This is a genomic window from Virgibacillus sp. GM2-2, assembly GCF_055329585.1.
This window is the reverse complement of record NZ_JBUZWC010000009.1, coordinates 1-23,858: the sequence shown is the minus strand read 5'-3', so window position 1 is coordinate 23,858 and position 23,858 is coordinate 1. Positions and strand designations below refer to the sequence as shown.

Annotated in this window: 23 protein-coding genes; 7 read left to right on the top strand and 16 right to left on the bottom strand. The window is 35.6% G+C overall.

Features of this window, described 5'->3' with window-relative positions:
* Positions 1-6: 6 nt before the first annotated feature.
* From ACY9Z2_RS11710 to ACY9Z2_RS11700, 3 genes are all read right to left on the bottom strand, one after another.
* Positions 7-1,269 carry a glycosyltransferase family 2 protein gene (locus tag ACY9Z2_RS11710; protein ID WP_463609828.1) on the bottom strand — a complete coding sequence of 421 codons (1,263 nt, stop codon included), beginning with the start codon at positions 1,267-1,269 and terminating at the stop codon, positions 7-9.
* Between the two features lie 191 nt (positions 1,270-1,460).
* Positions 1,461-1,742, bottom strand: coding sequence for a hypothetical protein (locus ACY9Z2_RS11705; protein WP_463609827.1), 282 nt, complete (start codon positions 1,740-1,742; stop codon positions 1,461-1,463).
* Between the two features lie 154 nt (positions 1,743-1,896).
* Positions 1,897-2,127 carry a hypothetical protein gene (locus tag ACY9Z2_RS11700; protein WP_463609826.1) on the bottom strand — a complete coding sequence of 77 codons (231 nt, stop codon included), beginning with the start codon at positions 2,125-2,127 and terminating at the stop codon, positions 1,897-1,899.
* A 193-nt stretch (positions 2,128-2,320) separates the two neighbouring features.
* Here ACY9Z2_RS11700 and ACY9Z2_RS11695 point away from each other — a divergent pair, with 193 nt between their 5' ends.
* Positions 2,321-2,782 (top strand): CotY/CotZ family spore coat protein, encoded by a 462-nt coding sequence (locus tag ACY9Z2_RS11695; RefSeq protein ID WP_463609825.1) that lies wholly within the window; start codon positions 2,321-2,323, stop codon positions 2,780-2,782.
* A gap of 68 nt (positions 2,783-2,850) precedes the next feature.
* On the opposite strand, the gene ACY9Z2_RS11690 is transcribed toward ACY9Z2_RS11695, so the two are convergent.
* The 3 genes from ACY9Z2_RS11690 to ACY9Z2_RS11680 form a co-directional block, all read right to left on the bottom strand.
* Positions 2,851-3,345, bottom strand: coding sequence for a CotO family spore coat protein (locus tag ACY9Z2_RS11690; protein ID WP_463609824.1), 495 nt, complete (start codon positions 3,343-3,345; stop codon positions 2,851-2,853).
* 475 nt (positions 3,346-3,820) lie between these two features.
* Positions 3,821-5,164, bottom strand: coding sequence for a magnesium transporter (mgtE, locus tag ACY9Z2_RS11685; RefSeq protein ID WP_463609952.1), 1,344 nt, complete (start codon positions 5,162-5,164; stop codon positions 3,821-3,823).
* Positions 5,165-5,281: 117 nt separating this feature from the next.
* Complete coding sequence (locus ACY9Z2_RS11680) at positions 5,282-6,454, bottom strand: FtsW/RodA/SpoVE family cell cycle protein (protein ID WP_463609823.1); 1,173 nt, start codon at positions 6,452-6,454, stop codon at positions 5,282-5,284.
* Between the two features lie 305 nt (positions 6,455-6,759).
* On the opposite strand from ACY9Z2_RS11680, the gene prpE reads away from it, so the two are divergent.
* On the top strand, positions 6,760-7,497 hold the full coding sequence (gene prpE, locus ACY9Z2_RS11675; RefSeq protein WP_463609822.1) for a bis(5'-nucleosyl)-tetraphosphatase PrpE: 738 nt from the start codon (positions 6,760-6,762) through the stop codon (positions 7,495-7,497).
* Here prpE and ACY9Z2_RS11670 read toward each other — a convergent pair.
* The 3 genes from ACY9Z2_RS11670 to yjbM form a co-directional block, all read right to left on the bottom strand.
* Positions 7,484-8,365 (bottom strand): RluA family pseudouridine synthase, encoded by an 882-nt coding sequence (locus tag ACY9Z2_RS11670; protein ID WP_463609821.1) that lies wholly within the window; start codon positions 8,363-8,365, stop codon positions 7,484-7,486. The genes prpE and ACY9Z2_RS11670 overlap by 14 nt on opposite strands.
* A 463-nt stretch (positions 8,366-8,828) precedes the next feature.
* Complete coding sequence (locus ACY9Z2_RS11665; RefSeq protein WP_463609820.1) at positions 8,829-9,629, bottom strand: NAD kinase; 801 nt, start codon at positions 9,627-9,629, stop codon at positions 8,829-8,831.
* 29 nt (positions 9,630-9,658) lie between these two features.
* The gene (gene yjbM / locus ACY9Z2_RS11660; protein WP_463609819.1) at positions 9,659-10,267 is read right to left on the bottom strand and encodes a GTP diphosphokinase; all 609 of its coding nucleotides are present in this window, start codon (positions 10,265-10,267) and stop codon (positions 9,659-9,661) included.
* A gap of 190 nt (positions 10,268-10,457) precedes the next feature.
* On the opposite strand from yjbM, the gene ACY9Z2_RS11655 reads away from it, so the two are divergent.
* The 4 genes from ACY9Z2_RS11655 (at position 10,458) to ACY9Z2_RS11640 (ending at position 12,920) form a co-directional block, all read left to right on the top strand.
* Positions 10,458-11,033 carry a CYTH domain-containing protein gene (locus ACY9Z2_RS11655; RefSeq protein WP_463609818.1) on the top strand — a complete coding sequence of 192 codons (576 nt, stop codon included), beginning with the start codon at positions 10,458-10,460 and terminating at the stop codon, positions 11,031-11,033.
* A 67-nt stretch (positions 11,034-11,100) separates the two neighbouring features.
* The gene (locus ACY9Z2_RS11650) at positions 11,101-11,484 is read left to right on the top strand and encodes a globin domain-containing protein (RefSeq protein ID WP_463609817.1); all 384 of its coding nucleotides are present in this window, start codon (positions 11,101-11,103) and stop codon (positions 11,482-11,484) included.
* A 56-nt stretch (positions 11,485-11,540) separates the two neighbouring features.
* Positions 11,541-12,440 (top strand): ClpXP adapter SpxH family protein, encoded by a 900-nt coding sequence (locus tag ACY9Z2_RS11645; RefSeq protein ID WP_463609816.1) that lies wholly within the window; start codon positions 11,541-11,543, stop codon positions 12,438-12,440.
* A gap of 303 nt (positions 12,441-12,743) precedes the next feature.
* Positions 12,744-12,920: a hypothetical protein gene (locus tag ACY9Z2_RS11640; RefSeq protein ID WP_463609815.1), complete on the top strand. Its 177-nt coding sequence runs from the start codon at positions 12,744-12,746 to the stop codon at positions 12,918-12,920.
* A gap of 528 nt (positions 12,921-13,448) precedes the next feature.
* Here the strand turns inward: ACY9Z2_RS11640 and pepF are convergent.
* The 7 genes from pepF to ACY9Z2_RS11605 all read right to left on the bottom strand — a co-directional run bounded on the left by pepF (position 13,449) and on the right by ACY9Z2_RS11605 (position 22,350).
* Positions 13,449-15,263: an oligoendopeptidase F gene (gene pepF / locus ACY9Z2_RS11635; protein WP_463609814.1), complete on the bottom strand. Its 1,815-nt coding sequence runs from the start codon at positions 15,261-15,263 to the stop codon at positions 13,449-13,451.
* 91 nt (positions 15,264-15,354) lie between these two features.
* Positions 15,355-16,527, bottom strand: a complete 1,173-nt coding sequence (locus ACY9Z2_RS11630) for a competence protein CoiA (RefSeq protein ID WP_463609813.1) — start codon at positions 16,525-16,527, stop codon at positions 15,355-15,357.
* A 362-nt stretch (positions 16,528-16,889) separates the two neighbouring features.
* A complete protein-coding gene (mecA, locus tag ACY9Z2_RS11625) occupies positions 16,890-17,576 on the bottom strand; it encodes an adaptor protein MecA (protein ID WP_463609812.1) in 687 nt (228 codons plus the stop codon).
* A 614-nt stretch (positions 17,577-18,190) separates the two neighbouring features.
* On the bottom strand, positions 18,191-18,586 hold the full coding sequence (gene spxA / locus ACY9Z2_RS11620; protein WP_463609811.1) for a transcriptional regulator SpxA: 396 nt from the start codon (positions 18,584-18,586) through the stop codon (positions 18,191-18,193).
* 283 nt (positions 18,587-18,869) lie between these two features.
* Entirely contained in the window at positions 18,870-19,463 is a 594-nt protein-coding gene (locus ACY9Z2_RS11615; RefSeq protein WP_463609810.1) for a GNAT family N-acetyltransferase, read from the bottom strand.
* A 213-nt stretch (positions 19,464-19,676) separates the two neighbouring features.
* Complete coding sequence (locus tag ACY9Z2_RS11610) at positions 19,677-20,897, bottom strand: putative glycoside hydrolase (protein ID WP_463609809.1); 1,221 nt, start codon at positions 20,895-20,897, stop codon at positions 19,677-19,679.
* Between the two features lie 271 nt (positions 20,898-21,168).
* Positions 21,169-22,350 (bottom strand): PcsB-like coiled-coil domain-containing protein, encoded by a 1,182-nt coding sequence (locus ACY9Z2_RS11605; RefSeq protein ID WP_463609808.1) that lies wholly within the window; start codon positions 22,348-22,350, stop codon positions 21,169-21,171.
* 250 nt (positions 22,351-22,600) lie between these two features.
* On the opposite strand from ACY9Z2_RS11605, the gene ACY9Z2_RS11600 reads away from it, so the two are divergent.
* Positions 22,601-23,500: an NERD domain-containing protein gene (locus ACY9Z2_RS11600; RefSeq protein WP_463609807.1), complete on the top strand. Its 900-nt coding sequence runs from the start codon at positions 22,601-22,603 to the stop codon at positions 23,498-23,500.
* Positions 23,501-23,858 lie beyond the last annotated feature (358 nt).

The following is a 23,858-nucleotide window of genomic DNA, read 5'->3' as shown; positions in this document are numbered from 1 at the left end:
TTCTACTTACTTCAAGGTATTCAAAAAATCATTCCATTTCGCATCATATTTTTTGGTAATGCTTTCACTGTGCTCACGAACATTATAAACAGTAAAATCACGATAACAAAATCTGCCATTATTATTTAATCGATGTAATACACTAACATCCTCATACAATCGACCATCCTCAAAATCAACTACTGGAAATCCCCCATCTCCTTTTAAAGAAGGTGTGTGATATATTCTTGGCCCCAATGGAAACCGATATTTCAATAAGTCTGCTTTGTGCTGAATTTGATATCCCTTCGCAACGCCTTTAAATAGAACATCCCGATCTATCTGCTTCCACTTTCGAAAATTACCGTACAATACAGTGGTATCTGCAGGAATTTCCGATAAATGTTTCTTAATTACATATATTGCATCTGGATCAAGCCAATCATCTGCGTCAAGTTCAAGAATATAATCGCTTTTCACATGTTGTAGTAACACATTTAATGCTCTTGCCTTTCCCCCATTTCTTTTTTGAAATAACTGGATGGTTTCTTCTTGCTCCCATTTTTTGAGTTGTTGAATTGAATTGTCTGTAGACCCATCGTCTATCACCAATACTTGATTTGGCTTTACCCGTTGCAACTGACAAGAGGCAATTGCTGTTTCGATATATTTACCCATATTGTAGTTTGAGATAAGGATAGCAATGGATGGATTATCATTTTTAATTTTTTTTAACTGATATTTTTGGACAAATTTTGCTTTTTGAATCGAATTTGCTGAACTATTTTTTCTAGTTTGTTTCACCATGTCCTGTTTATGTAATTGGCTGGCAGGGTTCACGTGTGATAACAAGGCTGGCAATATCGCTTCTTTGAATGGTATTTGTTGAGTTGAGTATAACCATTCTTTTTTCAATAAAGAAATGGGAACTAACACAGGTTGTTTGATTGTTATGTCACGATTAGTGATTGTTGTGGTATAAACTCTTTTGGGGTTGTTTAAAAGGAACGATTCCAAATTAATTGTTGGATTAATATAATCCTCATTTTGTAGGAATAACACATATGTGCTGTTAATGTTATCAAAAATGTTAATATCCTCATCTGTAAGAGTAAAATGAACCGCGTTCTCCCACCAAGAGTAGTTATCTCCGTTATTTAAAGGTCCTTTTTGGTCATTTATAACGATAACCTTTTCTATTCTATGCTTATATCGTTTAATAGAATCTAATGCTTTATGCAATGCAGACTGATGGTGGTAATGAAAAAGAATAGCCGTTATATCTTCCATTTTTGGACCTCCGTTCTTTCATAAAAATCCCCTTACTCAATAGCATATTCAACTATGATTAAAGGAAGACCCAAAAATATCTGATCGAAAAAAAAGCGCAACTTATGCCTGCGCTTTACTGTAAGATTTACAATATAATAATTGATTTCTTTTTGCTAAACTTGATTAGCCCTTTTAGCATGCATACTTATTTATATACTTTCGCTAAAGTATTGCCCTTTTCCTGTGATTTCCGAAAATAACTTTCCGTTTGGATTCTTTTCCGTGTGTAAGGTCTTATATGGTGTATTATCGTTAGAAGATTTGTTGTTAAACGTATTATCCGTATCTTCATCATCTTCTAATTGCCTCGATTTCGTATCTAGAATTACTTTATAAGGTTTTTCAATATAATAAGGGTCTGTTTCTTTTTTGGCAACTCGGTTCTGATAATCTTGATACTGATAATGTGCAATTGGTAATATATAACCCATATAAATTCCCTCCCATTCCTTAGATACATATATTCGAAAGAAAGTAGCTTTTTTTGACGTATCGTAATCCTCTACTATAACTTATACCCGATTAACTCGATAAATATGCCATCGTATGTAAAAAAGACAGCTCTCAGCTGCCTTCATTCATCCATTAGAACCAAAATGGTCGCCTATGTCTTCTCTTATTATCTTCTTCATCATCTTCATCGTCACGATGGTGCTTTTCTTCATGAAAATCATCATCGCCTGCAACGTCATCATTATCGTGTCTTTTCCCAAAAAAAGGATCACGGTGATGGTGCTTATCATCACGTTCAATAAACACATTATCTGCCTTAATTATAAGATCTTTCACATGATAAACTCGTTTATTTTCAGACATGTTTTCACTCCTTTTATATACCTGGTGGTTATTAGACTATGTTCGAAATTTTATTTTGATATAGTCATTAGCCCTTTTGTAAACGTCTTTTAAATTAATTTCTTCATACGTATAGTCGCCCACACCAACTGGTCATAAGTACATATTCTAGTATAGACATCACGTCAATAAATTTTAGGAAGGGGATTTAATCATGGGATGTTGTGGAAAAGACTTTGATACAGGTAACTGTGTTTGTGATATTTTAAAGGAAATCGCGGATGCACAAAATGATGTAGTTGAAAATTGCTGTGATAGTAGCTGTGAACGCTCTATAAGTGACTTATTAGGAGAAACAGACAACGGTAATGGTTTAGACACAGTACCAGTACTTTTATATTGCAAAGGTAATTGTAAGCCATTTAAAGGCTACGGTGCTGACCCTGAAAACGTTGGAGATGTTATGGGAAGCTTCTACTTCAGAGTTAAACGTGTAGATGATGATTGTTGCGCAATTTTAGAATTACTGCGTGATCCAGGCGATGAGTGTGATAACCCTGATAACCCAGTAGAACAAGAAACTAAGCCTTTACGCGCTACAGGAATTTGCATTACAGTAAACTTAGACTGCTTCTGCCATGTTACTTGCTTACCTGCAGTAAATGCATTCAATTAATTGATTAACTAACAACATCAAAAAGCACAGAAGATGGGGGAAAATCACCCATTTCTGTGCTTTTTTAATTAAAATCCTATTAATCGTATATCTGTAATGGATTCCGTATTGATTTTCGTTGGATTAGTTCTTCTACCTACTCGCACTAATAATTGATCTTCTTCTTTTCCTTGAATTGTGCCGCGATACGATCGATCTTCTGTTTTCACTTCACATTTCATCGAAATATGCCTTGGTTTTGAAAGAAAATAATCAATTTTTTCAGAAACCGTCATATCATTGAATTTTTTATTTGAATGCGTTTCCTGCTCATTTTCTTTCTCCTTCGATAACGATTGATCATCAATCGATTGCTCTTTTGCTTGTTTCACTTGTTCAGAAAAAGTGTTCCGCTTTAATGATCGTGTATTCGTGTTTGTATCGGACGATTGTTCTTTTGGTTCTGCCACCGACTTACCTTTTGGAGTTACATAATTGGATTGCATGGGAGCTTGCGGTTGTGATATATCGGGTTGATGTATATATAAGAGTGGTGATCTTGCAAATTTCTTTTGTTTACTCATAAAAAAGCTGATCTCCTTTCGATTGCCATAGTCACCACATTATATGAATAGCGAAATGGGAACGTGACATCTGCCTACTAAATGGCTGAATTCGAAAAGATTGTAGCTGTTGACTGTTGCGACCTACTCCTCCTGGAATAGTAGAAGCGAAGGCCAGTAGCGGGACAGAGGATGCGCTATTTTTACTTTTCGCACATGTTTGGTAGGGTAAGGGGACACAGGATACCTTATTTAGGTAAAAAACACGATGAAATCACTATTTTTTACTACATAACGAATCCTGTGTCCGCGAACAGAGATTTTTGCCTCATTTATTTACGAATAACGTCTTCTGGTGTCCACTTATTACAATTCTATTGATATTACCTTATTTATCTTTTCCTGGAGAGAAGAAACGTTGCCAAGCGACAAAGAAATCACTACCCAGCTAGTCCAAGCGTAGTATATTATTCGAGCGGGTTACCCGCTTACTTCTTCAATTAATTAAAAATCCCATAAATGCTGTTGCCATTCCGAAATAGATTAAAATGGAAATGATATCATTAATTGTTGTAATAAACGGTCCAGATGCAACGGCAGGATCAATGTTGAATCGATCCATGATAATTGGGACGAGTGATCCCGCTAATGTTGCCACTACTAATGTTGCCATAATCGATATACCGACAAGGATACCGAGAAAAATATCGCCCTTCCACAAATATATGACGACTGCAATAGCGACTCCACAAACTGTTCCAGTAATCAAACCGGTAGTTGCTTCGCGTAGAATCAACTTCATTTTTCCCTGTTTGCCATAATCCCCTGTAGCAAGTCCACGAACCGCAACTGCTAATGCCTGTGTCCCTGTATTTCCAGCCATCCCTGCAATGAGTGGGATAAATATTGCTAAGACTGGAACAACATCCAACGTATTTTCAAATCGACCGATGAGACTAGCTGTCATCATTCCTAAGAACAACAAGATAACAAGCCATGGTAACCGCTTCTTAGCAGATATAAAAGCACTCTCATCCGGTCGATCGACATCAGAGATTGCAGCAAATTTAGAGTAGTCATCACTTGCCTCTTCTTCCATTACATCTAAAATGTCATCGACTGTAATGATACCAAGTAAATGGTGCTGAAAATCCACAACTGGTACCGCAAGAAAGTCATAGTCACGCATCATTTGTGCAACATCTTCTTGGTCTTCCGCAACAGAAACAGAGACGATTTTTTCACTCATTATTTCTTCTATTAATGTATCGTCCTCAGAAATAATCAGGTCGCGTAACGAAAGAACCCCAACAAGTCGTTTATCGTCATCCACTACGTACAAATAATAAATTGTTTCTGCATCAGGACCATCTGTTTTCAGTTGAATCATCGTATCTTTAACCGACTGCGTTTTATAAATAGAAATAAACTCAGTTGTCATAATACTGCCGGCAGTTTTTTCTTCATAGTGTAAAAGCTGCTTAATTTCGTCTGATGCTTCATCTTCCATTATGGTTAAAAAGCTCGCCACTTTATCCTTACTTAGTTCATTCAAAATATCAACAGCATCATCCGTTGACATTTCCTCAAAAACCATCGCGGCAAAACGTGGATCCATTTCTGTAAAGTAAGGCTCAATATCGTCAAGTTCAACGTTTTCCATGATTTCGGCAATTTCTTCCGGCGATAGATAACTGTATATACGAAGTCTTACATCCTCTTCCTGTTCAAGGAAAAACTGGGCTTGATCATATGGATGCATTTCAAGAAATTCAGTACGGAATGTAGCTATATCCTCTTTTTGTAATAATTCTAGTAATACGTCCCAATTGCGTTCCATTTCTTCTTTTTCTTCCACTTGGAACACTTCCCTTCATGAATCACTTCTACCATTATAATAAAAAATAGCGTTAAAGAGCAATGTAACCCCAAAGCTTAAAGGCTAGGGGTTACATCGTTAATTTCCAAACATATATCCTTCCGAATTCGTGACTTCCTCACTAATTCGGTATACAATTCCAAAACCAATAAGTGTTGCAAGAACAGAACTTCCACCATAGCTCACCAACAATAATGGAATTCCAGTTATCGGCATAATACCAATCGTCATTCCAATGTTTTGAAATGTATGAACCGCAATAAGTGCCATATATCCAAAACAAAACATAGCTCCAAAGATATTTTTGCGATATATTTTCAGGCCGATACTAACGAGCTTATAAATGAAAAAGAAATAGAGAAAAATAACAGCACTACTTCCGATAAACCCAAAGCTTTCACCGATAATCGAGAAAATAAAATCCGTTTCTGAGTATGGAACTTGAACCTGTAGGTCACCAATTCCTTTTCCAATTAATTGTCCTGAACCGATTGCTAAAAATGATTTTTTAACCTGGTAGTTTCCATCATCGATTTCTTCGCTCGGACCAAACCAAGTCACAATTCGCTCAATCTGATATGGATCAATATTTAAAACATCCTGTGATACTTCAGGATACTTAACGACCAATGCTAGCGATCCAGCACCAATAATGCCTATGGAAAGAACAATAGTTACTATCAACTTCCAATTAATACCAGCCAAAAAAACCATAAAGCTTAGTATTACTAAATATACCATTGAGGTACCAAAGTCTGGTTGAAGAAGTATTAAAGAAACAGGTAATACAACGGTGGCTGTCATTTTTATTAGTAAAAATAAATCACTTTGAATACTTTTATTTACATGCTTTTCTTTATGTCTCGATATGATGTAGGATAAACCTAAGATAGTAGTTATTTTTGTGAATTCAGCTGGTTGTAAAGTAAGACCTGGTAAGGTGAACCAACTTTTCGCACCATTTCGCGGGTCTGCTATACTTTCAGGGCTTACTAACAGAACAGCTAAAACAACAATTCCTATGATATAAGCATAAATACTTAGCATATACATTTGTTCTAAATCGATCATCCGAATAAAGAATATGAATACAGCACCAATGAAGTACCATATAGATTGTTTTAGTAAAAAATCCTCATTCCCTGGATTAACTTCTTGCATATTATAAAGCGCAGCTAAACTTGTTGCTAAAAACAACATAAAGAATATGATTAAGTCGAATTGTATTTTACTGGAGGCTTCATTTTCCATTAAATCACCTTTGTTCCTTGGAAGGTTTTATCATCATTTGCACAATGAAATGGCAAATAGGTAGAAAAACTCGGCATTAGCCTTCGTCTTATAGCGAGTGCCGAAGTTTTTCTTATAAGGTCTACCATAATTTATACTCTCTGACGTTATAATAAAAAACCACGACAGAATTTGTCGAAGTATAGTATTTATTATCAAAAATGTGTATTACTAACCAATCTTACCACAAAATATATTACCCTTCCATATATAATTATGCAGGGAATAGCACAAACTTAACTGAATTAATAAGGTGGTGTTTTACGTTGAAAATAGATGTAATAGGTGATGTACATGGATGTATGGAGGAGCTTTTTGAGCTTTTCCAAAAACTTGGCTATGAAAAACAAGGTGACATTTTTACCCACCCACATGGAAGAATTCCTGTATTTGTTGGAGACATTACCGATCGTGGTCCGAGTTCTCTTGCTGTAGTAACGCTCGTTTATCGAATGGTGGTGGAACACCGCGTTGCCCATTATGTTCCGGGAAATCATTGCAATAAGTTTTACCGCTATTTACAGGGAAATAATGTGCAAATACGTCATGGATTAGAAACGACAGTCGAAGAATTTCTTTCATTAAATCAACGTGATCGAAAAAAAATCCGTCATCAATTTATGACATTGTACCAGAATGCACCCTTGTATCTTGAACTACCAGAAGTAAACACTATTATTGCTCACGCCGGTATAAGAGAAGACTATATCGGTCGCACGGATAAAAAAGTCCGTTCATTTGTGTTATATGGGGATGTAACTGGAGAAACGTATGCCGATGGACGTCCAATCCGCCGCGATTGGGCACGTAATTACCACGGAAAACGTTGGATTGTGTATGGACATACACCCGTCTTAGAACCACGTTTTGTGAACAATACGGTTAATATTGATACTGGATGTGTATTTGGCAATCAATTAACTGCCTTTCAAATACCCGAACAACAGATAGTTTCTGTAAAATCAAAGCAGCCATTTGTTCCTGAAAAATTTACTTACTTTTAACTAAATCCGTGAACGCTTTGGGTGGTGTAACATGAAATTGCATAACATTCTTTGTAAGCGGATGTTGAAAGGTTAAATCTGTGCAATGCAATGCTTGCCGGTCAATATCTTTTGTTGATCCGCCGTACAAATCATCCCCTGCTAGTGGATGACCTAAATTTGCGAAATGTACCCTGATTTGATGCGTTCTCCCAGTTTCCAATTTAATATTGACCAAAGTATAGTCATTCGTTTGTTGTTTTACCTTATAATGAGTAACTGCACGTTTACCGTTTTCCAAGACTTGTCGCTCAATAATAGATCCTTGTTTACGGCCAATATTTGCATCAATCGTTCCGTCTAATGGTGAGACAATACCTTCCACAACTGCACAATACTTACGCATAAGGGTTCCAGCCTGCTGATCCTGAGCAAACAATGAGTGGCAATACTGATGCTTAGCAATTAACATTAGCCCTGACGTATCACGATCTAATCGGGTAACGATATGAACCGTATAAGGAATTTCATTTCTCTTGTAGTACCCTAATACTGCATTTGCAACTGTCCCATTTTTGTGATTGAAACCTGGAACAGTTGCCATACCAGCAGGTTTATCAACTACTAAAACCGCATCATCCTCATATACAATGGAAAGTGGGATATCTTCTGGTATCAACCCACTTCCAATTGGTTCTTTTGGAAAATTCACCTGCAGCATATCGCCTGTAGCTAATTTATACCAAGCAGCCTGTGATTCACCATTAACGATAATAGAGTCAGGCTCATCTTTTATCCCTCTAATTAACCTTCTAGAAAAGTCATGTACAGTATAAAGATATTCTTGAATAGTCATAGCCTCATACTTTTCTGTAATCGTCCATTTCATAGCCATCCACCAACTTTAGCCTTAATTCTATTTTTATTAAATTTAACGAGAAAAGTATAAAAAACCTAGTTGTCACCAAGTTCAAGTAGACTGCGAACTAAACATGGTGGTCAGGCACTGCTCGGTAGCGGACATGAAAGCCCTTATTTTAACTTTTCAGGCGTGTTTTATGGGTTAAGCGGACACATGATGCTTTATTTAGGTAATAACAGGTTGAAACCAGTCTTTTTTCCTAAATAAGGGATCCTGTGTCCGAGAATAACCACTTTTGCCCTTGTTTTGTTCAAATAAGGTATCTGGTGTCCGCTTATTTTAAATTCGTTACTAATGCCTTACTTTTCATTAATAAATGAATGTTTTTCCATAGCTGTGTTTCCAACACTCATCATTAAATTCGCAATATACCTCGACTACGGATCTGGTCTAAATCTTTACCTCTATTAAAGAATCAAACTTTATGTTTTTAACTATCATCTGAAACGAACGAGTCACGTACTCGGTTCCAAAATGGAAAAGGTCTGAATCTCGCAAAACGAACCTTCTCCTTCGCTACTCTACACTGAATCGATTTTACATTTGTGTACGTTTCCGTAAAATGGTCAATCGCAATTAGAAAACTTCGATCCACTAGCGGCTTTAATAAGCATGTATGATGTTTAGGCAAAATTAATGGGGAGCCAATCGTACGAAAGACACGGTTATTAATTGATGCCATTTCTGTAAGCTGAAACGCCTCTAACGACGGATGTAGTATTCCTCCGCCTAAAGCTTTATTATACGCTGTACTTCCTGAAGGAGTGGACAGACATAAGCCATCACCTCGGAATGTTTCGAAATGCTCTCCTTTAATTTCCACATCAAATACGACTGATCCGTCAGCTGTTTTTATCGTTGCTTCATTTAGCGCAAGGAACCTGTCCTCTTTTCCACCAGTTTTTGACCGGATATTCACTTCAAGTAATGGGTACTCGACAACCTGAAAAGGAGTTTTAGCAATTTCAATGATTAATTTTTCTACCTCTTCTGGTACCCAGTCTGCGTAAAATCCTAAATGACCAGTATGTACACCAATAAAGGCTGTTTCACTAATACAATGAATATAGCGATGAAATGCCTCTAGCAATGTACCATCTCCACCGACGGAGATGACAAGCTCTGGGTGTTCTTTATCATATTCTAAATCAAATTCCGTCAAATACTGCTTCATGGTTGCCTTAATATTATTCGAGCGATCATCGCCCTTCGATACAATCGCAAACCTCATCTTATTCATCTCCTTTTCAAATACATTGGTTATTTTCGATGGAAAATCCGTTGTGCTTCTTGTACTTCGTTTTTTATTTTTGACATCTCTTCATCTAGTTTAAAGGCTGCCTCTGCCGCCCGCTTTAACCTACTTTTAATTTCTGTAGGTATACTTCCCTTATACTTATAATTTAACGAATGTTCGTTGGTTGCCCAAAAATTCATGGCCAATGTACGAATTTGGATTTCTGCAATTAATATTTTTTCTCCATGAATTGTTTCCACTGGGTATTCCACTATGATGTGATAGGACCTATATCCACTTTCTTTTTTTTGTGAAATATAATCTTTCTCTTCAATAATTGTAAAATCATTTCTCGAACGGAGCATCGTAACAATGTTATAAATATCATCAACAAATTGACAAACTACTCGTACTCCTGCTATATCCTGTAAATCTTGTTCAATCCGATCGAGAGAAATGTTTCTTCTTTCCGCTTTATCTAAAATACTTGTAACTGGTTTTACCCTGCCTGTTATAAATTCAATTGGGGAATGTCTTGCTTCGTATTCAAATTGCGATCGCATTCCTTTTAATTTAACCTTCAGTTCTTCAACCACTTGCGAATATGGTGCGAGCAATGCTTTCCAATTCATTAGCTATGTACCACCTTTTCTAGCAAAATCTGGCTAGCTACGGCTCCTAGCGTCGCCTTCGCTTTTCTAACATCAATACATTACTTTTCTTTTATATCATAACACAATCTAATGGATAATCTTTGCAAAAATAGCTTTCATTCGCGATAATCAATAGATAATCCATTCGATTTAATTTGGAGGACAATAAATGGCACAAGAAGTTGAAATTGAATATAAGAATTTATTGACCGAACAGGAATTCAATCATTTGTTACGTATTTTTCCTTTCCCAAAGGAAGGTACTTGGCAAACCAATTATTATTTTGAGACAAAGGACTTTTCTCTTAAAGAAAAAGGTGCAGCCCTTAGAATAAGGGAAAAGGATGGAAACTTTACTTTAACGTTAAAAGAACCACATCCTGACGGCCTATTGGAATCACACGATTTATTAACCAAGGATGAAGCTGCGAGTTGGATTAATGGAAATCCAATTAGAAAAACGCAAGTTGGCCACCAGCTATCATTGCTATGTATCGAAATAGATGATTTGGTTTATTGTGGAAATTTAAAAACAGAACGATATGAAACCAACTACCAGGGAACACTATTAGTGTTAGATTACAGCACTTACAATGGACAATCAGATTATGAACTAGAAATAGAGGCCACAACTAAGGAAGCGGGTCAAGCAATGCTCGAAATGATTTTAAAAAAGCATGGGATTACAGAAAAAAATACACCAAACAAAATTAAGCGATTTTTCACATCATTGACGGTTGACTAAATCAGATAATTTGCCCACATATTGTTACGTTGCTACAATATAAACAAACCTATTAGGAGAGAAAGAAATGACAACACCTGGTACGATATTCGAAGCCATTGGTGGGTTCGATACAATAGATAAATTAGTTACTGCTTTCTACAAACGAGTTGGTCAGCATCCGAAGCTTACATCTATATTTCCAGATGACTTAACAGAAACAGCAAGAAAGCAACGATTGTTTTTAACACAATTCTTTGGTGGTCCAAAGCTTTATTCAGAGGAACGCGGTCATCCGATGTTACGACGCAGGCATTTACCATTTGAAATAACACCTACAAGAAAAGACGCGTGGCTTGTTTGCATGCGGGATGCGCTTGTCGAAGCAGAAATTGAAGAACCCTACCGTACAGCTATTTTTGAAAAACTCACAATGACAGCCAACCATATGATGAACACACCGGAGTATTGAAAGGCTTAAACCCAGTTAGCCGTTTAAGCTTGAGGTAAACAGAAAGGAGAATCGATGTGAGCTGGCAAAATGCTGAGCTTGATAGCTTGAACCATCCAAACACATCGGCGAAATCTGGCTTTAGTGATTTTGTACAAAAACCGATTGAAATTTATGTTTTTGTTGATCCTCTTTGCCCTGAGTGTTGGTCTTTAGAACCTTATATCAAAAAGCTCTCTATTGAGTATGGACAATATTTTACCATTCGACCTATTATTAGTGGACATTTAAATACATTAAACAAAGATAAATTTGATAAACCAAAAAAACTCAAGGACATTTGGGATAAAACTGCAAAACGTACCGGTATGAGCTGTGATGGAGATTTATGGATTGATAACCCTGTATCAGCGCCCTGGATCGCATCTCTCGCGATTAAAGCTGCCGAGTTGCAAGGGAAAAGAGCCGGAAAAACTTTTCTGCGCAAGGTTCAAGAAAATTTATTTCTACGTAAACGGAACATATCAGACGAAGATGTGTTGTTTGATATTGCAAAAGAAGCTAGATTAGATCTGCAAGAATTTAAAAATGATCTTTATTCTACCTCGGCGAAAAAAGCATTTCAGTGCGATTTAAAACTAACGAAGGAAATGGAAGTCGATTATATTCCAACTATTGTATTCTTCAACCAAGTCGTTGAAGAGCATGGAATTAAAATTTCTGGGCTTTATCCATATGATATTTATGTAAAAGTACTAAAGCAAATGCTTCAAAAAGACCCTTCGCCAGCAAAAACACCTAATCTAGATGAATTTTTATCTTATTATGAAATTGTTGGAAACAAGGAAATATCGGTCGTATATGATTGGACATTAGAAAAAACAGAAAAAGAAATGAAAAAGCTTTTGTTACGACAAAAGGTCGAGAAGATTCCAGTAAAATATGGATCATTCTGGAAATATAACAAAAACGACTGACTGCTTAAATCGGCAGTCAGTTTTTTTGTTTGCAATAAGAAAACTTGATTTCAATACAACAAGAAGGATATACGGGGCAGCGTATATCCTTCTTTCCGGTCTTCTATATCTTTGTTATAAACAAAGGGGATGGGAGAAAGTCTAAATTCAAACAAAGGGGTTTGTTTGTTTTGTCTTACAATTAGAGTTTATCAATTTGCTATATATCATTCAATAGGTATGTGCATCATTTCACAAAAATGTCAAACTTCTATTTGTTACTGTCACAGCATATAAATGGATTAAAAAGGGGAGGTTTTGTACATGCAGGGAGTCATGCCTTACTTATTCTTAGTATTAACGATATTTGCTTTCTTCTTAAATATTTTTGGATTCATGAATATGATTCCACTTTATATTACACTTCCACTTCTGTTTATTTCAATCTACCTAACGATTTTTTCCTTTACCCACCGTCGTACATTTCGAAGACTGCGTTAAAATAAAAAAATTCTACTCGTAAATTTTGTTGAGTTGAATTAAATTGCGAACTAGTGAAAATTCATGTTTATGGTAACAGCAACGTTGATTTCCGATCCGGTCAAGTGAAGTAACATTTTCGATCGTACTGGAAAGATTGCATGCATGCAGGATGTCAGCTATCGGACACACGATACCTTATTTGTAAAAAATAAGAGTAAATGCGGTTGTTATCGGACTCAGGATGCCTTATTTGGGTAAAAACAGTTGAATATCATGTCTTTTAGCTTAATAAGGCATCGTGTGTCCGATAATCCTCGAAATAAAGGTAAAAAAGGTAAATAAGGAATCCTCAGTCCGATACCAGGCAAAGAAGTGTCCTTGGCGTACTATTCTTTCAGAATTTGGTTTTCTTCCGGGGAGGCTAGAGCATTGCCTTCGGAAAACGACTGTCCGCAGTTTACTTATTTTGCGTCAAAAGCAGTAATATCTTAAAAAGCCAATAAATGAAAATAGGGTGCTCCTTAATTGGAACACCCATGACGTTTTTTATTTTAACAACATATTTTCCATTTCAGTTAGTTTTTCTTCAAATACATCTAATGCCTCTAGTATTGGTTGTTTAGATGTCATGTCTACTCCTGCTTTTTTCAAAACTTCAATCGGATAGTCACTACTACCTGCTTTCAAAAAGCTTAAATAGCGATCCACAGCAGAACCTTCTGTATCATTCAAAATCCCATTTGCGAGTGCGGTAGCCGCAGAATATCCCGTTGCGTATTGAAACACATAATAGTTGTAATAGAAATGTGGAATCCGAGACCATTCACGTCCAATTTCTTCATCGGATACAACTTCATCACCAAAATATTTTTTGTTTAACGCATAATAAATCTCGGTTAATTTTTCAGCAGTTAAGGCTTCCCCCTCCTGCATCCGCTTATGAATATCATGTTCAAACTCAGCAAACATTGTCTGACGGAAAACCGTACCACGAAAACCTTCTAGAAAATGATTTAATAGAAATAGCTTCTCTTTCTCGTCTTCTAAATGGTTCAACATATACTCGTTCAATAATGCTTCGTTACACGTTGAAGCAACTTCTGCTACAAAAATGGAATAGTTTCCATAACGATATGGCTGTGACTTTCTCGTATAATAGCTGTGAACAGAGTGTCCAAGCTCATGCGCGAGTGTAAATAGATCATTCACATTATCCTGCCAGTTCAATAAAATGTATGGATTTGTACCATATGCACCAGAAGAATATGCCCCACTGCGCTTCCCTTTATTCTCTTCCACATCGATCCAACGATTTTTATAACCTTCTTTTACAATATTTACATATTCCTCGCCCAGTGGCGCAAGACTCTCTACCACATACTCTTGTGCTTTCTCATATGGAATTTTCATATCGACGTTTTGCACAAGTGGTGTGTACATGTCATACATATGCAGCTCATCTAATTCTAACACCTTTTTACGCAGTGCAGAATAACGATGCAATAGATGAATTCTATCATTCACTGCTTCAACTAAGTTTTCATACACCTGCTCTGGGATATTGTTTCCATCTAGTGCTGCATGTCTTGCGGAATCATAGTTACGGATTTTAGCGTAAAAGTTATCCTTCTTTACTGTACCGGTTAATGTAGAAGCGAATGTATTTTTGAAATTACCATACGTATCATACATCGCTTGGAAGGCGTCTTTTCGTACTCGACGATCCTTTGATTCTAGGAATCCGATATAACGACCATGTGTAAGATCAATCTCTTCACCGTCTTCATTTTTAATAGAAGGGAACGTTAAATCTGCGTTGTTCAACATGCCGAATGTTTGCGATGCACTTTCCATTGGTTCAGACGCTTCTGCAAGTAACGCCTCTTCTCTCTCACTTAACACGTGTGCTCGTTGACGTGTAATTTCATCGAGCGTTTGTTTGTATTGTACAAGTTCTTCTACCTCTGATTGGAATTGCTTAAGCTTCGACTCATCAATTGTTAAGATTTCTGGAACAATATAACTCATCGAGCTAGATGCAAGAGTCAACAAATTCTCAGCTTTTGCATTCATCTCTTGATAAAATGAATTCGTTGTGTCTTCATCATTACGCATGTGTGCATATGTAAAAAGCTTTCCCAATCGTTCAGATAATTCGTCCTGGAGCTTTAATACATCGTATAATGCTTTCGCTGAATCAGTCAGTTTACCTTTATATGACTCAATTTTAGGAATATCTTGTTTCAAGCTTTTTAATTCTTGTTCCCATTCTTCATCTGTTGCAAAAATATCCTCTAAATTCCACGTTAATTCCTTGGATAATTCACTTCTTTTAGGTAATTCTTTTGTCGCTTTTGCCAATTTACATCCTCCTTTATTTCACTACATACTATATTCGGTATTAGTTGATAAATTCCTTTTTTAGTATGCTGATTCGACGTTAATTCATGCACTATTTCATTGTACTATACTGAATTAACCGATTCATTAATCGTGCATCTTCTGCAAGTGACACTTCGATATTTGGATGAAAAAGAATGTCATTTACTTTACGAAAAGTGAGCGGTGTAACTTCTTCAAGGAAATGTAACAGGACTAGTGTAGAAAGATATTCATAAATTGGACAGTCTAACTCCTTTATAAGATAATACTTTTCTTGTGGTCTGTATTGTAGAATAGTTGTACAACGTGCATACGTGAATGTGTCTCCGACTGGAAGAGGTAGTAATAATTCTAAGCAAAGTCTGCTTTGCCAATTCCACAGTGGTGTCTTCATCACATATTGACTGGAAACTGGTAGATATACGATTGAGGGCAACAACTCTTTATGGGTTCCGTTTACATATAACCAACGATGCCACGTACGTTCTTCTCCATACAACCGCTTGTTTTGTTTAAGACGAAATTTTTTCTTCTCGTATTTCCATCGTTCCAATAAAACTGGTTTATTTAATGGGTGCTTAAAAAAAAGATTGGCAAATGTTATATTTTTTAACGGTCGAATTGAAAATGTTCCAATAGCACTACGGGGGGATGTAATTTGAATATGTTGAACGGTGATAAATTGAAGTGAATGTGGACAAAAAAAGTAGAGTGTTAAGGGGTAACTTGAAGAAAAACGGTGAATAAATGTGAGAATGTAAGTATCTATTTTGAAATGATGTTGACTTAATCTGTGAAAATGATTGGCGCCAAGAATCCAAATTGGGGTAATACCTGATTTTAAAAATCCTGCACTTCTCTCGTTTATTACGTTACCAGATACTCTGGCACATTGATACTCAAACACAATTTTACGTCTATTAATCGTAATAAAGATGTCAGGACGCTGGTTTATATCAGGCAGAAATTTTTCAAGTTCAACTTGTACCCTCTGATTCTGTAACCAATTGTAAAGTAAAAGTTTTCCTTGTTCGTGATATGCTCCTTCGCCATAATCACTCGATATACATTCTAGTTTAGAACGATGCGCAAAGTGAGCAATCATTTTTTCTCCTGCTTTCACAAGAACTGGTTCCTGACAAATAGGACAAAAAAATTCACTGTGTTTCACCTTTCTAATTTCCGACTTCGTTAGTTTAGAAAGAGTGATTAGCTGTCCATCTTTTGTTTTTGCTTGCAGCATGTATATATACCACCTCCTGCTTTAGGTAATTCGACACATGCGATAAAATTCCTTCTTTTACACTTAGATAAACGAAAGACTTAGTAGCTCTAATGCAGTAAGAAAGGAGTTATACTTTCTTTTCTACTAAGAAAAGCGTAAGCGCCCGTTTAGAAGCGGACGCATAAGCAAGGGACCGTAGAACGCATGGGTTTAAGGAAGTTCGACTAAGGTCGCCACATCCGTGGCAACATCGAACTACCCCACGTCCTGTGGGGCAGAAGTGTCCATTGCTTATGACGGCAGCTTCTGGGCGATGTAGCTAGACAGCTTTTCGTTTATACTTTCTTTGCTCTCAAAAAAAGACACCCAATTAGGATGTCTTATATCTGAGCAGGGAAATAATTTCTCACTTGTTCGAACGTATCGTCCGTGAAAACCTTCTTACCATACTCCTCTAAATAGTGAATGGTTAAATCCGTGTCATGACTAAATTCAAAAATCTTACTAATGATATCTTCTTGTTGATCATCATCTAATGACTCGTCAATAAATTCTAGATAGAAGTAGTAGCGATTATTATAATAGTAAAGACTATCCGCAAATGAATCTGTGTCTTCTTGGAAGTAATGGCTAAGCTGAATTACGTCTTCAAAGTCATTAAAGCTTACCACGATAGACAAATTACCTTCTTGCTCCTCTTCAGCGGCTTCGTTATCACTTGATTTTCCAAATTTGTTTTCCAACATATTTTCAATTTCCTCGTCAACTGATAAGTCAATTGTCTTGCCATTTTCGGTGGAAAGTTCAATACTTTCCCCATTTTTTGATACCTGCGCTTTGGTAACAATAATTTCTAGCCCTTTTTCTAGTGCTTGCACTTGAATCCAAAGCGGTCCATCTACATTAAAATCTTCTTTATAATTAACTTCATCCATCATTTGCCAAAATAACTGTTCACTTCGTTCGCGATTATACCAAATTTCCTCACGTTCAAATCCGCGATCTTCAATATCTACATAGGAAATATAAAATTTAACCGTATTATCATTAATTCTTTCTATCTCCATGTTGTTTCTCTCCCTTCTATTAATAGTTAGGTGGAAGAGATTACTTCACCTGTATCTATCTTGATTAACCAACGTACATGTTTATTTAACATATACCCTTTTTCATGCATGTCTAACCATTCACTAAAAGTTAAAATTTTTCTATAGTCCCATTGTATGCGACAATGAATGGTTTTGAAAATTAAAATGCCTATATATAGAGAAATTAATACATTATTCTTAGAAAAACTTTGCTTATCACCTTGTATACATGGCGAATGCATAGGTGCAAACAAACTCCAAACCATTAAGCCTATATTTTCCTATCAGTTTTAGATTTAGAAAAACACGGCATTCGCCAAGTATTTAATAGCGAATGCCCTAGTGATTATTATGCTTTCAACCATTAGAATTATAATATGCTTAAAGTTTATAAGAAATAGGACAATTTGTCACTACCTTTTATTGTCAAATTGTCACGAATCCCTTTCGAATTTCCTACAACCACAAAACGTTATTTGTTTCATTGGAAATTCGAATGCTACATTATTGATTCTTAATTAATTAAACAAAAACGCAGACCTACATGTAAGGTTCTGCGTTTTTGTTTTTCATTTTCCTCTTTGTAATGAGAATTAGTTGACCATTCGTTGAGCTTCACGTAATTGGAAAGTTCGTACCGTTCTTGGTAAAAATCTTCTAATTTCATCTTCATTATATCCAACTTGCAGACGTTTTTCGTCGAGGATAATTGGACGACGTAATAATCCAGGATTTTGTTGAATCAATTGGAATAAGTCTTTCATTGGCAATTGATCTATATTTACGTCTAACTTTTGGAAAACTTTCGAACGTGTAGAGATAATCTCATCTGTTCCATCTTCCGTCATCCGTAAAATTTCCTTGATTTCATCCAACGATAAAGGTTCGGAAAATATATTTCGTTCCGTGAACGGTATATCGTGTTCTTCAAGCCAAGCCTTTGCTTTTCTGCACGAAGTACAACTTGGTGAGGTATAAAGTGTTACCATAAAAACTTCACTCCTCATTCTAATATGTTAGGTATCTCATGAACTTTGTAAAACTTCTTAGATTAAAATAAGTTTAAATAACCTATATGTATAAGTATACTACATTTGTCAAGTGAAAGGTAGAGTATATGCAAAAAAAGTAAAATTTTAATCCTTATGTTCACGAAATGTTGATAATTATATATAACATACCCTTATTCATTTTCAATTAAACCAGTTTAATTGAAATATTTTAGAAAAATAATAGGACAGCCCCAGCAAATGACATGAGGCTGTACTTTAATTAGGCTCTTTCTGGCTTTTTTAAATTATCTAAAATATTTTCAGAATCGCGATCCGTGTCGTACGTTAACACTTCATCAGCTGATTGATAAGCTTTCCCGTAAATTTCTTCATCCTTATACGTATGAATGTGGTCATACATATGCTTCATTTTTTCAAAAATAACATCTTCGGAATCGTCATTTGGAGACCAATATAATATTTCCATAGGAGTCTCTTTATTTGTAGCAAGTGAACGGCGATTATAACCAATGGATTGTGCGTGGGTGAATCCTTCTCTTTGATAAAAACGAAGGCGTTTCTCTGTATCTGTATCATCATAGTCAACTGGTTCTACCTCTAGAATAATAGGCTTTCCTTTTGCTTTTAACTTTTCCATTATTTTATGACCAGTTCCCTGTCCTCTTGTTTTTGCAGATACCCATACATAGTCAATAAAGATGAATGTATCAAATTCTGCGTACATAAGAACATGATCAGGGCTCTCATCCTTATAGTAAACGTCCCCTTTTTCCTTGAGAAGCATGTCCATATGTTCCTTCGATTTCATTTCCTCAACAGGGAAATATTTGTTTAACTTTTCATACCAATTCATTGATCTACTCCTTTAAGTTTTATAGTAGTCGTTGATTGTCCAGTTTCAATGGTCAATGTTACTTCCATTTCCACCTCTTTATTATAACGAATAAACGGTGTTTTGTTAAATTAACCCATTAAGACACACCTTATTCTTTATTTACCCCTATTGAATATTTATAAACATATAAAAAAATCAACACAGACCTAGTTTGGCCTGTGTTGTTCATTATTATTTATCAAGTGGAGTGTAGTCCACATTATTTGTATAATCGTTTCCAGCATTCCAAATCAAAAACTCGTTAATTCCATGTTCCTTTAACGCCTTAATTTGCGCTTCCACTTCCGCCTTACCATACTGTTTAGTAGGTCCACTATATAACCACGGTGCTTCGAAGTCTTGAATCCATGGTCTCGATGTTGGTGGATCTTCTAGCTTACTCAAGACTTCATTTTCAACTTTTGCATATTCTGACACTAATTTGTACGGTTGTGTATCCGGCTTTTCAATACCGAAGTAGGATGTCCAGTGACTAGGATAAATCATTGACGAAATGACATCCACATTTTTTGAGATTTTTGTGAAGTTTTGACCAATTCCTGGTGCTGCAGGAATTGTGGCTGCGTATCCAAAAATATCTACAGATACATCCACACCATACGGATCAAGCTCTTTATGAGCATATTCGACAAAGCTAGTTACTGCGTGTACTCTCCTCTGCACATTGTCAATCTCGGAATTTTTGAAATCCCCTAAGTCATATTCTAATACCTCGTCATAATCCTCGAAACCTTCTGGAAAACGCACGTAGTCAAACTGAATTTCTTGGAAGCCCATTTCCGCTGCCATTTTGGCAACTTTTACATTATACTTCCATACCTCTTTTTGAAAAGGACTAACAAATGCCTCTCCCTTTCCATTTGTCCAAACTTCTCCATTCTCTTTAAAAGACCATTGAGGATGCTTTTTAGCAAGAACAGAATCTTTAAACACAACAACCCTTGCAATGGGATAAATGCCTTTTTCTTCTAACACTTTAAGTAATTTACGTGGATCATCGATATAATTAATTCCGACATCCTCATAAGGTGAACCCTCTTTTGGCTTGAAAGTTAAATTGCCATGATCTTCTTTTATGTCAATAACCATTGCATTTAAATCAGTTGTTTCCACTAAATTTAACAGTTTATCAAACCGCTTCCCGCCAGCTGATGGACCTGTTACATAAATTCCACGCACAGCATCTGGGTATTCAAAATTTAGCCCAGAATCAAATGTAAATCGTTTCATCGTTTTATTGACATCTATAGGTTGTAAACTTACTTGTCTTTTTGTATGTAAATCTGCTATATGTACATTACTTTCATCACTTGCTGAAATGCTATTTGGCAAACACGAACCTAATAGGAGAGTTCCCAAAAGCGCCGTTATTCCAAGATGTTTTTTCCTCATAAGCTATCAATCTCCTATTCTTCTTTTCATTCCATTATATAAGAAATGGAATGAAAAATGAATGTTATTTACGTATTTTTTGTCGAAAAATCAGAACTTTTTCTTTGTAATTTCGATTGATTTTTACAAAAGAACTATGCTATGGAGAAACGAAAAAAACGGAGACGCATCTCCGCTTTTTAATTATCAATATGTGATTGAAAGTTTGACTAGAAAGAGTTTAGCCTAATTAGCTAGAAAATACTTTGGGTAAATAATTTTAAATAACTAACTACTGAATAGTCACGTTAACTGTACGCACTCCCCATTCGAGCGCAGCTTGCCTTGTGGGTACATATACATCAATTTTTTTACCACCAATTGCACCGCCGATATCACCAGCGATAGCATAACCATACCCTTCAACATGAACAACTGATCCTAATGGAATAACATCTGGATCAACTGCAATTACTTTTGCATTGGGGTTTTCTCTTAGATCAATTCCAGTATACGTTACACCAGATCCGCCAGCACTTTCGATCGTGTATGCTGTCGCGGTAACAGTAAATGATTTGTTCTCTGTATCTTTTTCCTTTTCTTGATCTTGATTAGGTTCACTTACTTCTTTAGACTGTTCGCTTGAATTATTCACTTTCTTTGCACTTACTTTTGTTTCATTTTCAGCTTTTTTCATTTCGTTTTCCTGAGATTGTTGCTTTGCAGCTTCTAGCTTTTGTTTTACCTCTGTCTCAAGTGATGCAAGCTTTTTATCTTTTATTTTTAGATTATCAATTAATGTTATTAATTCTTGTTTCTTAGCTTCCAAGTTTTGTCTTTGTTGTTCATTTTGTTGCTTTACTTTATTGATCTGTGCTAAAACCTTTTCTTGTTCCGCTCGCATCGTATTCAATTCTTCAAGCTTTTTCATAGCAAGATTTTGCTTTTCAACAACTTTATGTATATCTTTTTCAAGATTTTCTACTAATTGTGCATCAGATTCAGTAATCTTGGATACAGCATTCGTTCGACTAATAAAATCGCTAAAGCTATCTGCACCGAAAATTACTTCTATAAAACTCATCGAACCACCAGCTTGCTGGTAAGAAGAAATTCGATCCTTTAAAATTTCCTGGCGCTTCTGAATATCTTTTTCTAATACTTTTATTTCATCTTGGAGTACACTGATATCTTTTATAGTAGTTTTAATCTTCTCTTCTGTCTTCTCAATGTTGTCCTGTTTATCTTCTAAAGATTGTTTTACGCGTTCCATCTCATCGGTCATGCGTTGAATTTCTGACATTAAATCCGCAACTTGTTTTTCAGCTTCAGTTAATTCCTGATTGATATTTTGCCGATTCTGTTGAATTTTATCTATGTTTTGCTCCGTCGCTGCATAGCTATAATTGCTACTGAACAGACCTCCCACAACAAACATGATTGCTAAGGTAATTACAGTTAATAGTTTGCTCAACTTTTTCCCCTACTTTCTATGAAAAATCATAAACTTCACCTCCTATAGGATAACAAGTCAAATTTACACGATAATTAAAATGCTATTACAATTGTATTTCATTTTAATTTTGATAAATTTCTACTTGTGCTCGAAAAAATAGAACTATATAATACTATTACTACGCTTTTCTTCTAAATATTTACTCCCACTTGAGTCTATTGCAGATGCGAACCTCAACTTCTATAAACAATAAAAGGAAGTATGTCACTTGAATATTAAATCACGTAAGAAATCAAACGAATTAGCTAAACTTGAATTGTTAAACACTCGAATGAAATTAACCAACAAAGATATGCAACATTTTCTTAATTTGAAAAAAGGATATGAAGGTGAGAAAAATTTTGATTCGATAACAAATCAGATTCAATCAGAGTGTTTCATCCTAAATGATTTGTTATTTGAGGTAAATAGCACTATTTTCCAGCTAGATACTCTAATAATTTCCCAAGGAAAAATTTACTTTTACGAAGTGAAAAACTATGACGGGGATTTCTTCTATGAATCGAATAAACTATACAAAAAGCCTAAGTTTGAAATTGTTAACCCTTTCGATCAGCTCAGTAGAAGCGAGTCTTTGCTAACACAGTTACTTATGAGTCACCGTATTAACCTACCAATTGCATCCTACGTCGTTTTCATAAATCCGAATTTCACATTATACCAAGCACCTCTTGATAAACCAATTATTTTTTCAAATCAAATTAATAGACATTTTAATAATCTATCTTCTTCAAACTTGAATGAAAAACACAAGAAATTAGCAGATAAACTATTGGAATTGCATTTAATTGAATCTCCATATAATCAGACACCATCCTATAATTACAACCAGCTTAAAAAAGGGATAATTTGTTCAACATGCCGCTCATTTTTCATATCTATTCTAAAAAGAAAATGTATATGTAAATCTTGTGGTCAAACTGAATCAATTCCAAAAGCTGTTCTACGGAGTGTTGAAGAATATAAAGTTTTATTCCCAAACAATAAGATTACCACCAATACTATTCATGACTGGTGTCAAATAGTAAATTCAAAGGAAAGAATTAGTAAAATTTTGAAAGATAATTATAAAATTGTAGGCGTTCACCAATGGGCTTATTATGAATAATAGAAAAATGTACTTAAATATTTTACCATTATCCATAAGTTACATGAAAAGCTTTCTTAATTTGCTATATATTACGTTTCATCGACCGGGTGAAGTGATTTTCCTTTAATCTGTTGAGTTGTAAGGCCCTTCATCAGGATGATGAACCGGGTTTCATTCGTTCTTCTGCTCTGAAAAGCACTTCATACCCCTGATGAACTGGATTTCTTTCGTTCTTCTGCTCTGAAAAGCACTTCATACCCCTGATGAATCGGATTTCTTTCGTTCTTCTGCTCTGAAAAGCGTTTCATACCCCTGTTGAACCGGATTTCTTTCGTTCTTCTGCTCTGAAAAGCGTTTCATACCCCTGTTGAACCGG

Bases quoted from the DNA above. Each gene is read 5' to 3' on its own strand.
- ACY9Z2_RS11710 (WP_463609828.1), bottom strand. From the start codon at position 1,269: ATGGAAGATATAACGGCTATTCTTTTTCATTACCACCATCAGTCTGCA.
- ACY9Z2_RS11705 (WP_463609827.1), bottom strand. From the start codon at position 1,742: ATGGGTTATATATTACCAATTGCACATTATCAGTATCAAGATTATCAG.
- ACY9Z2_RS11700 (WP_463609826.1), bottom strand. From the start codon at position 2,127: ATGTCTGAAAATAAACGAGTTTATCATGTGAAAGATCTTATAATTAAG.
- ACY9Z2_RS11695 (WP_463609825.1), top strand. From the start codon at position 2,321: ATGGGATGTTGTGGAAAAGACTTTGATACAGGTAACTGTGTTTGTGAT.
- ACY9Z2_RS11690 (WP_463609824.1), bottom strand. From the start codon at position 3,345: ATGAGTAAACAAAAGAAATTTGCAAGATCACCACTCTTATATATACAT.
- mgtE (WP_463609952.1), bottom strand. From the start codon at position 5,164: ATGGAACGCAATTGGGACGTATTACTAGAATTATTACAAAAAGAGGAT.
- ACY9Z2_RS11680 (WP_463609823.1), bottom strand. From the start codon at position 6,454: ATGGAAAATGAAGCCTCCAGTAAAATACAATTCGACTTAATCATATTC.
- ACY9Z2_RS11670 (WP_463609821.1), bottom strand. From the start codon at position 8,365: ATGAAATGGACGATTACAGAAAAGTATGAGGCTATGACTATTCAAGAA.
- ACY9Z2_RS11665 (WP_463609820.1), bottom strand. From the start codon at position 9,629: ATGAGGTTTGCGATTGTATCGAAGGGCGATGATCGCTCGAATAATATT.
- yjbM (WP_463609819.1), bottom strand. From the start codon at position 10,267: ATGAATTGGAAAGCATTGCTCGCACCATATTCGCAAGTGGTTGAAGAA.
- ACY9Z2_RS11655 (WP_463609818.1), top strand. From the start codon at position 10,458: ATGGCACAAGAAGTTGAAATTGAATATAAGAATTTATTGACCGAACAG.
- ACY9Z2_RS11650 (WP_463609817.1), top strand. From the start codon at position 11,101: ATGACAACACCTGGTACGATATTCGAAGCCATTGGTGGGTTCGATACA.
- ACY9Z2_RS11640 (WP_463609815.1), top strand. From the start codon at position 12,744: ATGCAGGGAGTCATGCCTTACTTATTCTTAGTATTAACGATATTTGCT.
- ACY9Z2_RS11630 (WP_463609813.1), bottom strand. From the start codon at position 16,527: ATGCTGCAAGCAAAAACAAAAGATGGACAGCTAATCACTCTTTCTAAA.
- mecA (WP_463609812.1), bottom strand. From the start codon at position 17,576: ATGGAGATAGAAAGAATTAATGATAATACGGTTAAATTTTATATTTCC.
- spxA (WP_463609811.1), bottom strand. From the start codon at position 18,586: ATGGTAACACTTTATACCTCACCAAGTTGTACTTCGTGCAGAAAAGCA.
- ACY9Z2_RS11615 (WP_463609810.1), bottom strand. From the start codon at position 19,463: ATGAATTGGTATGAAAAGTTAAACAAATATTTCCCTGTTGAGGAAATG.
- ACY9Z2_RS11610 (WP_463609809.1), bottom strand. From the start codon at position 20,897: ATGAGGAAAAAACATCTTGGAATAACGGCGCTTTTGGGAACTCTCCTA.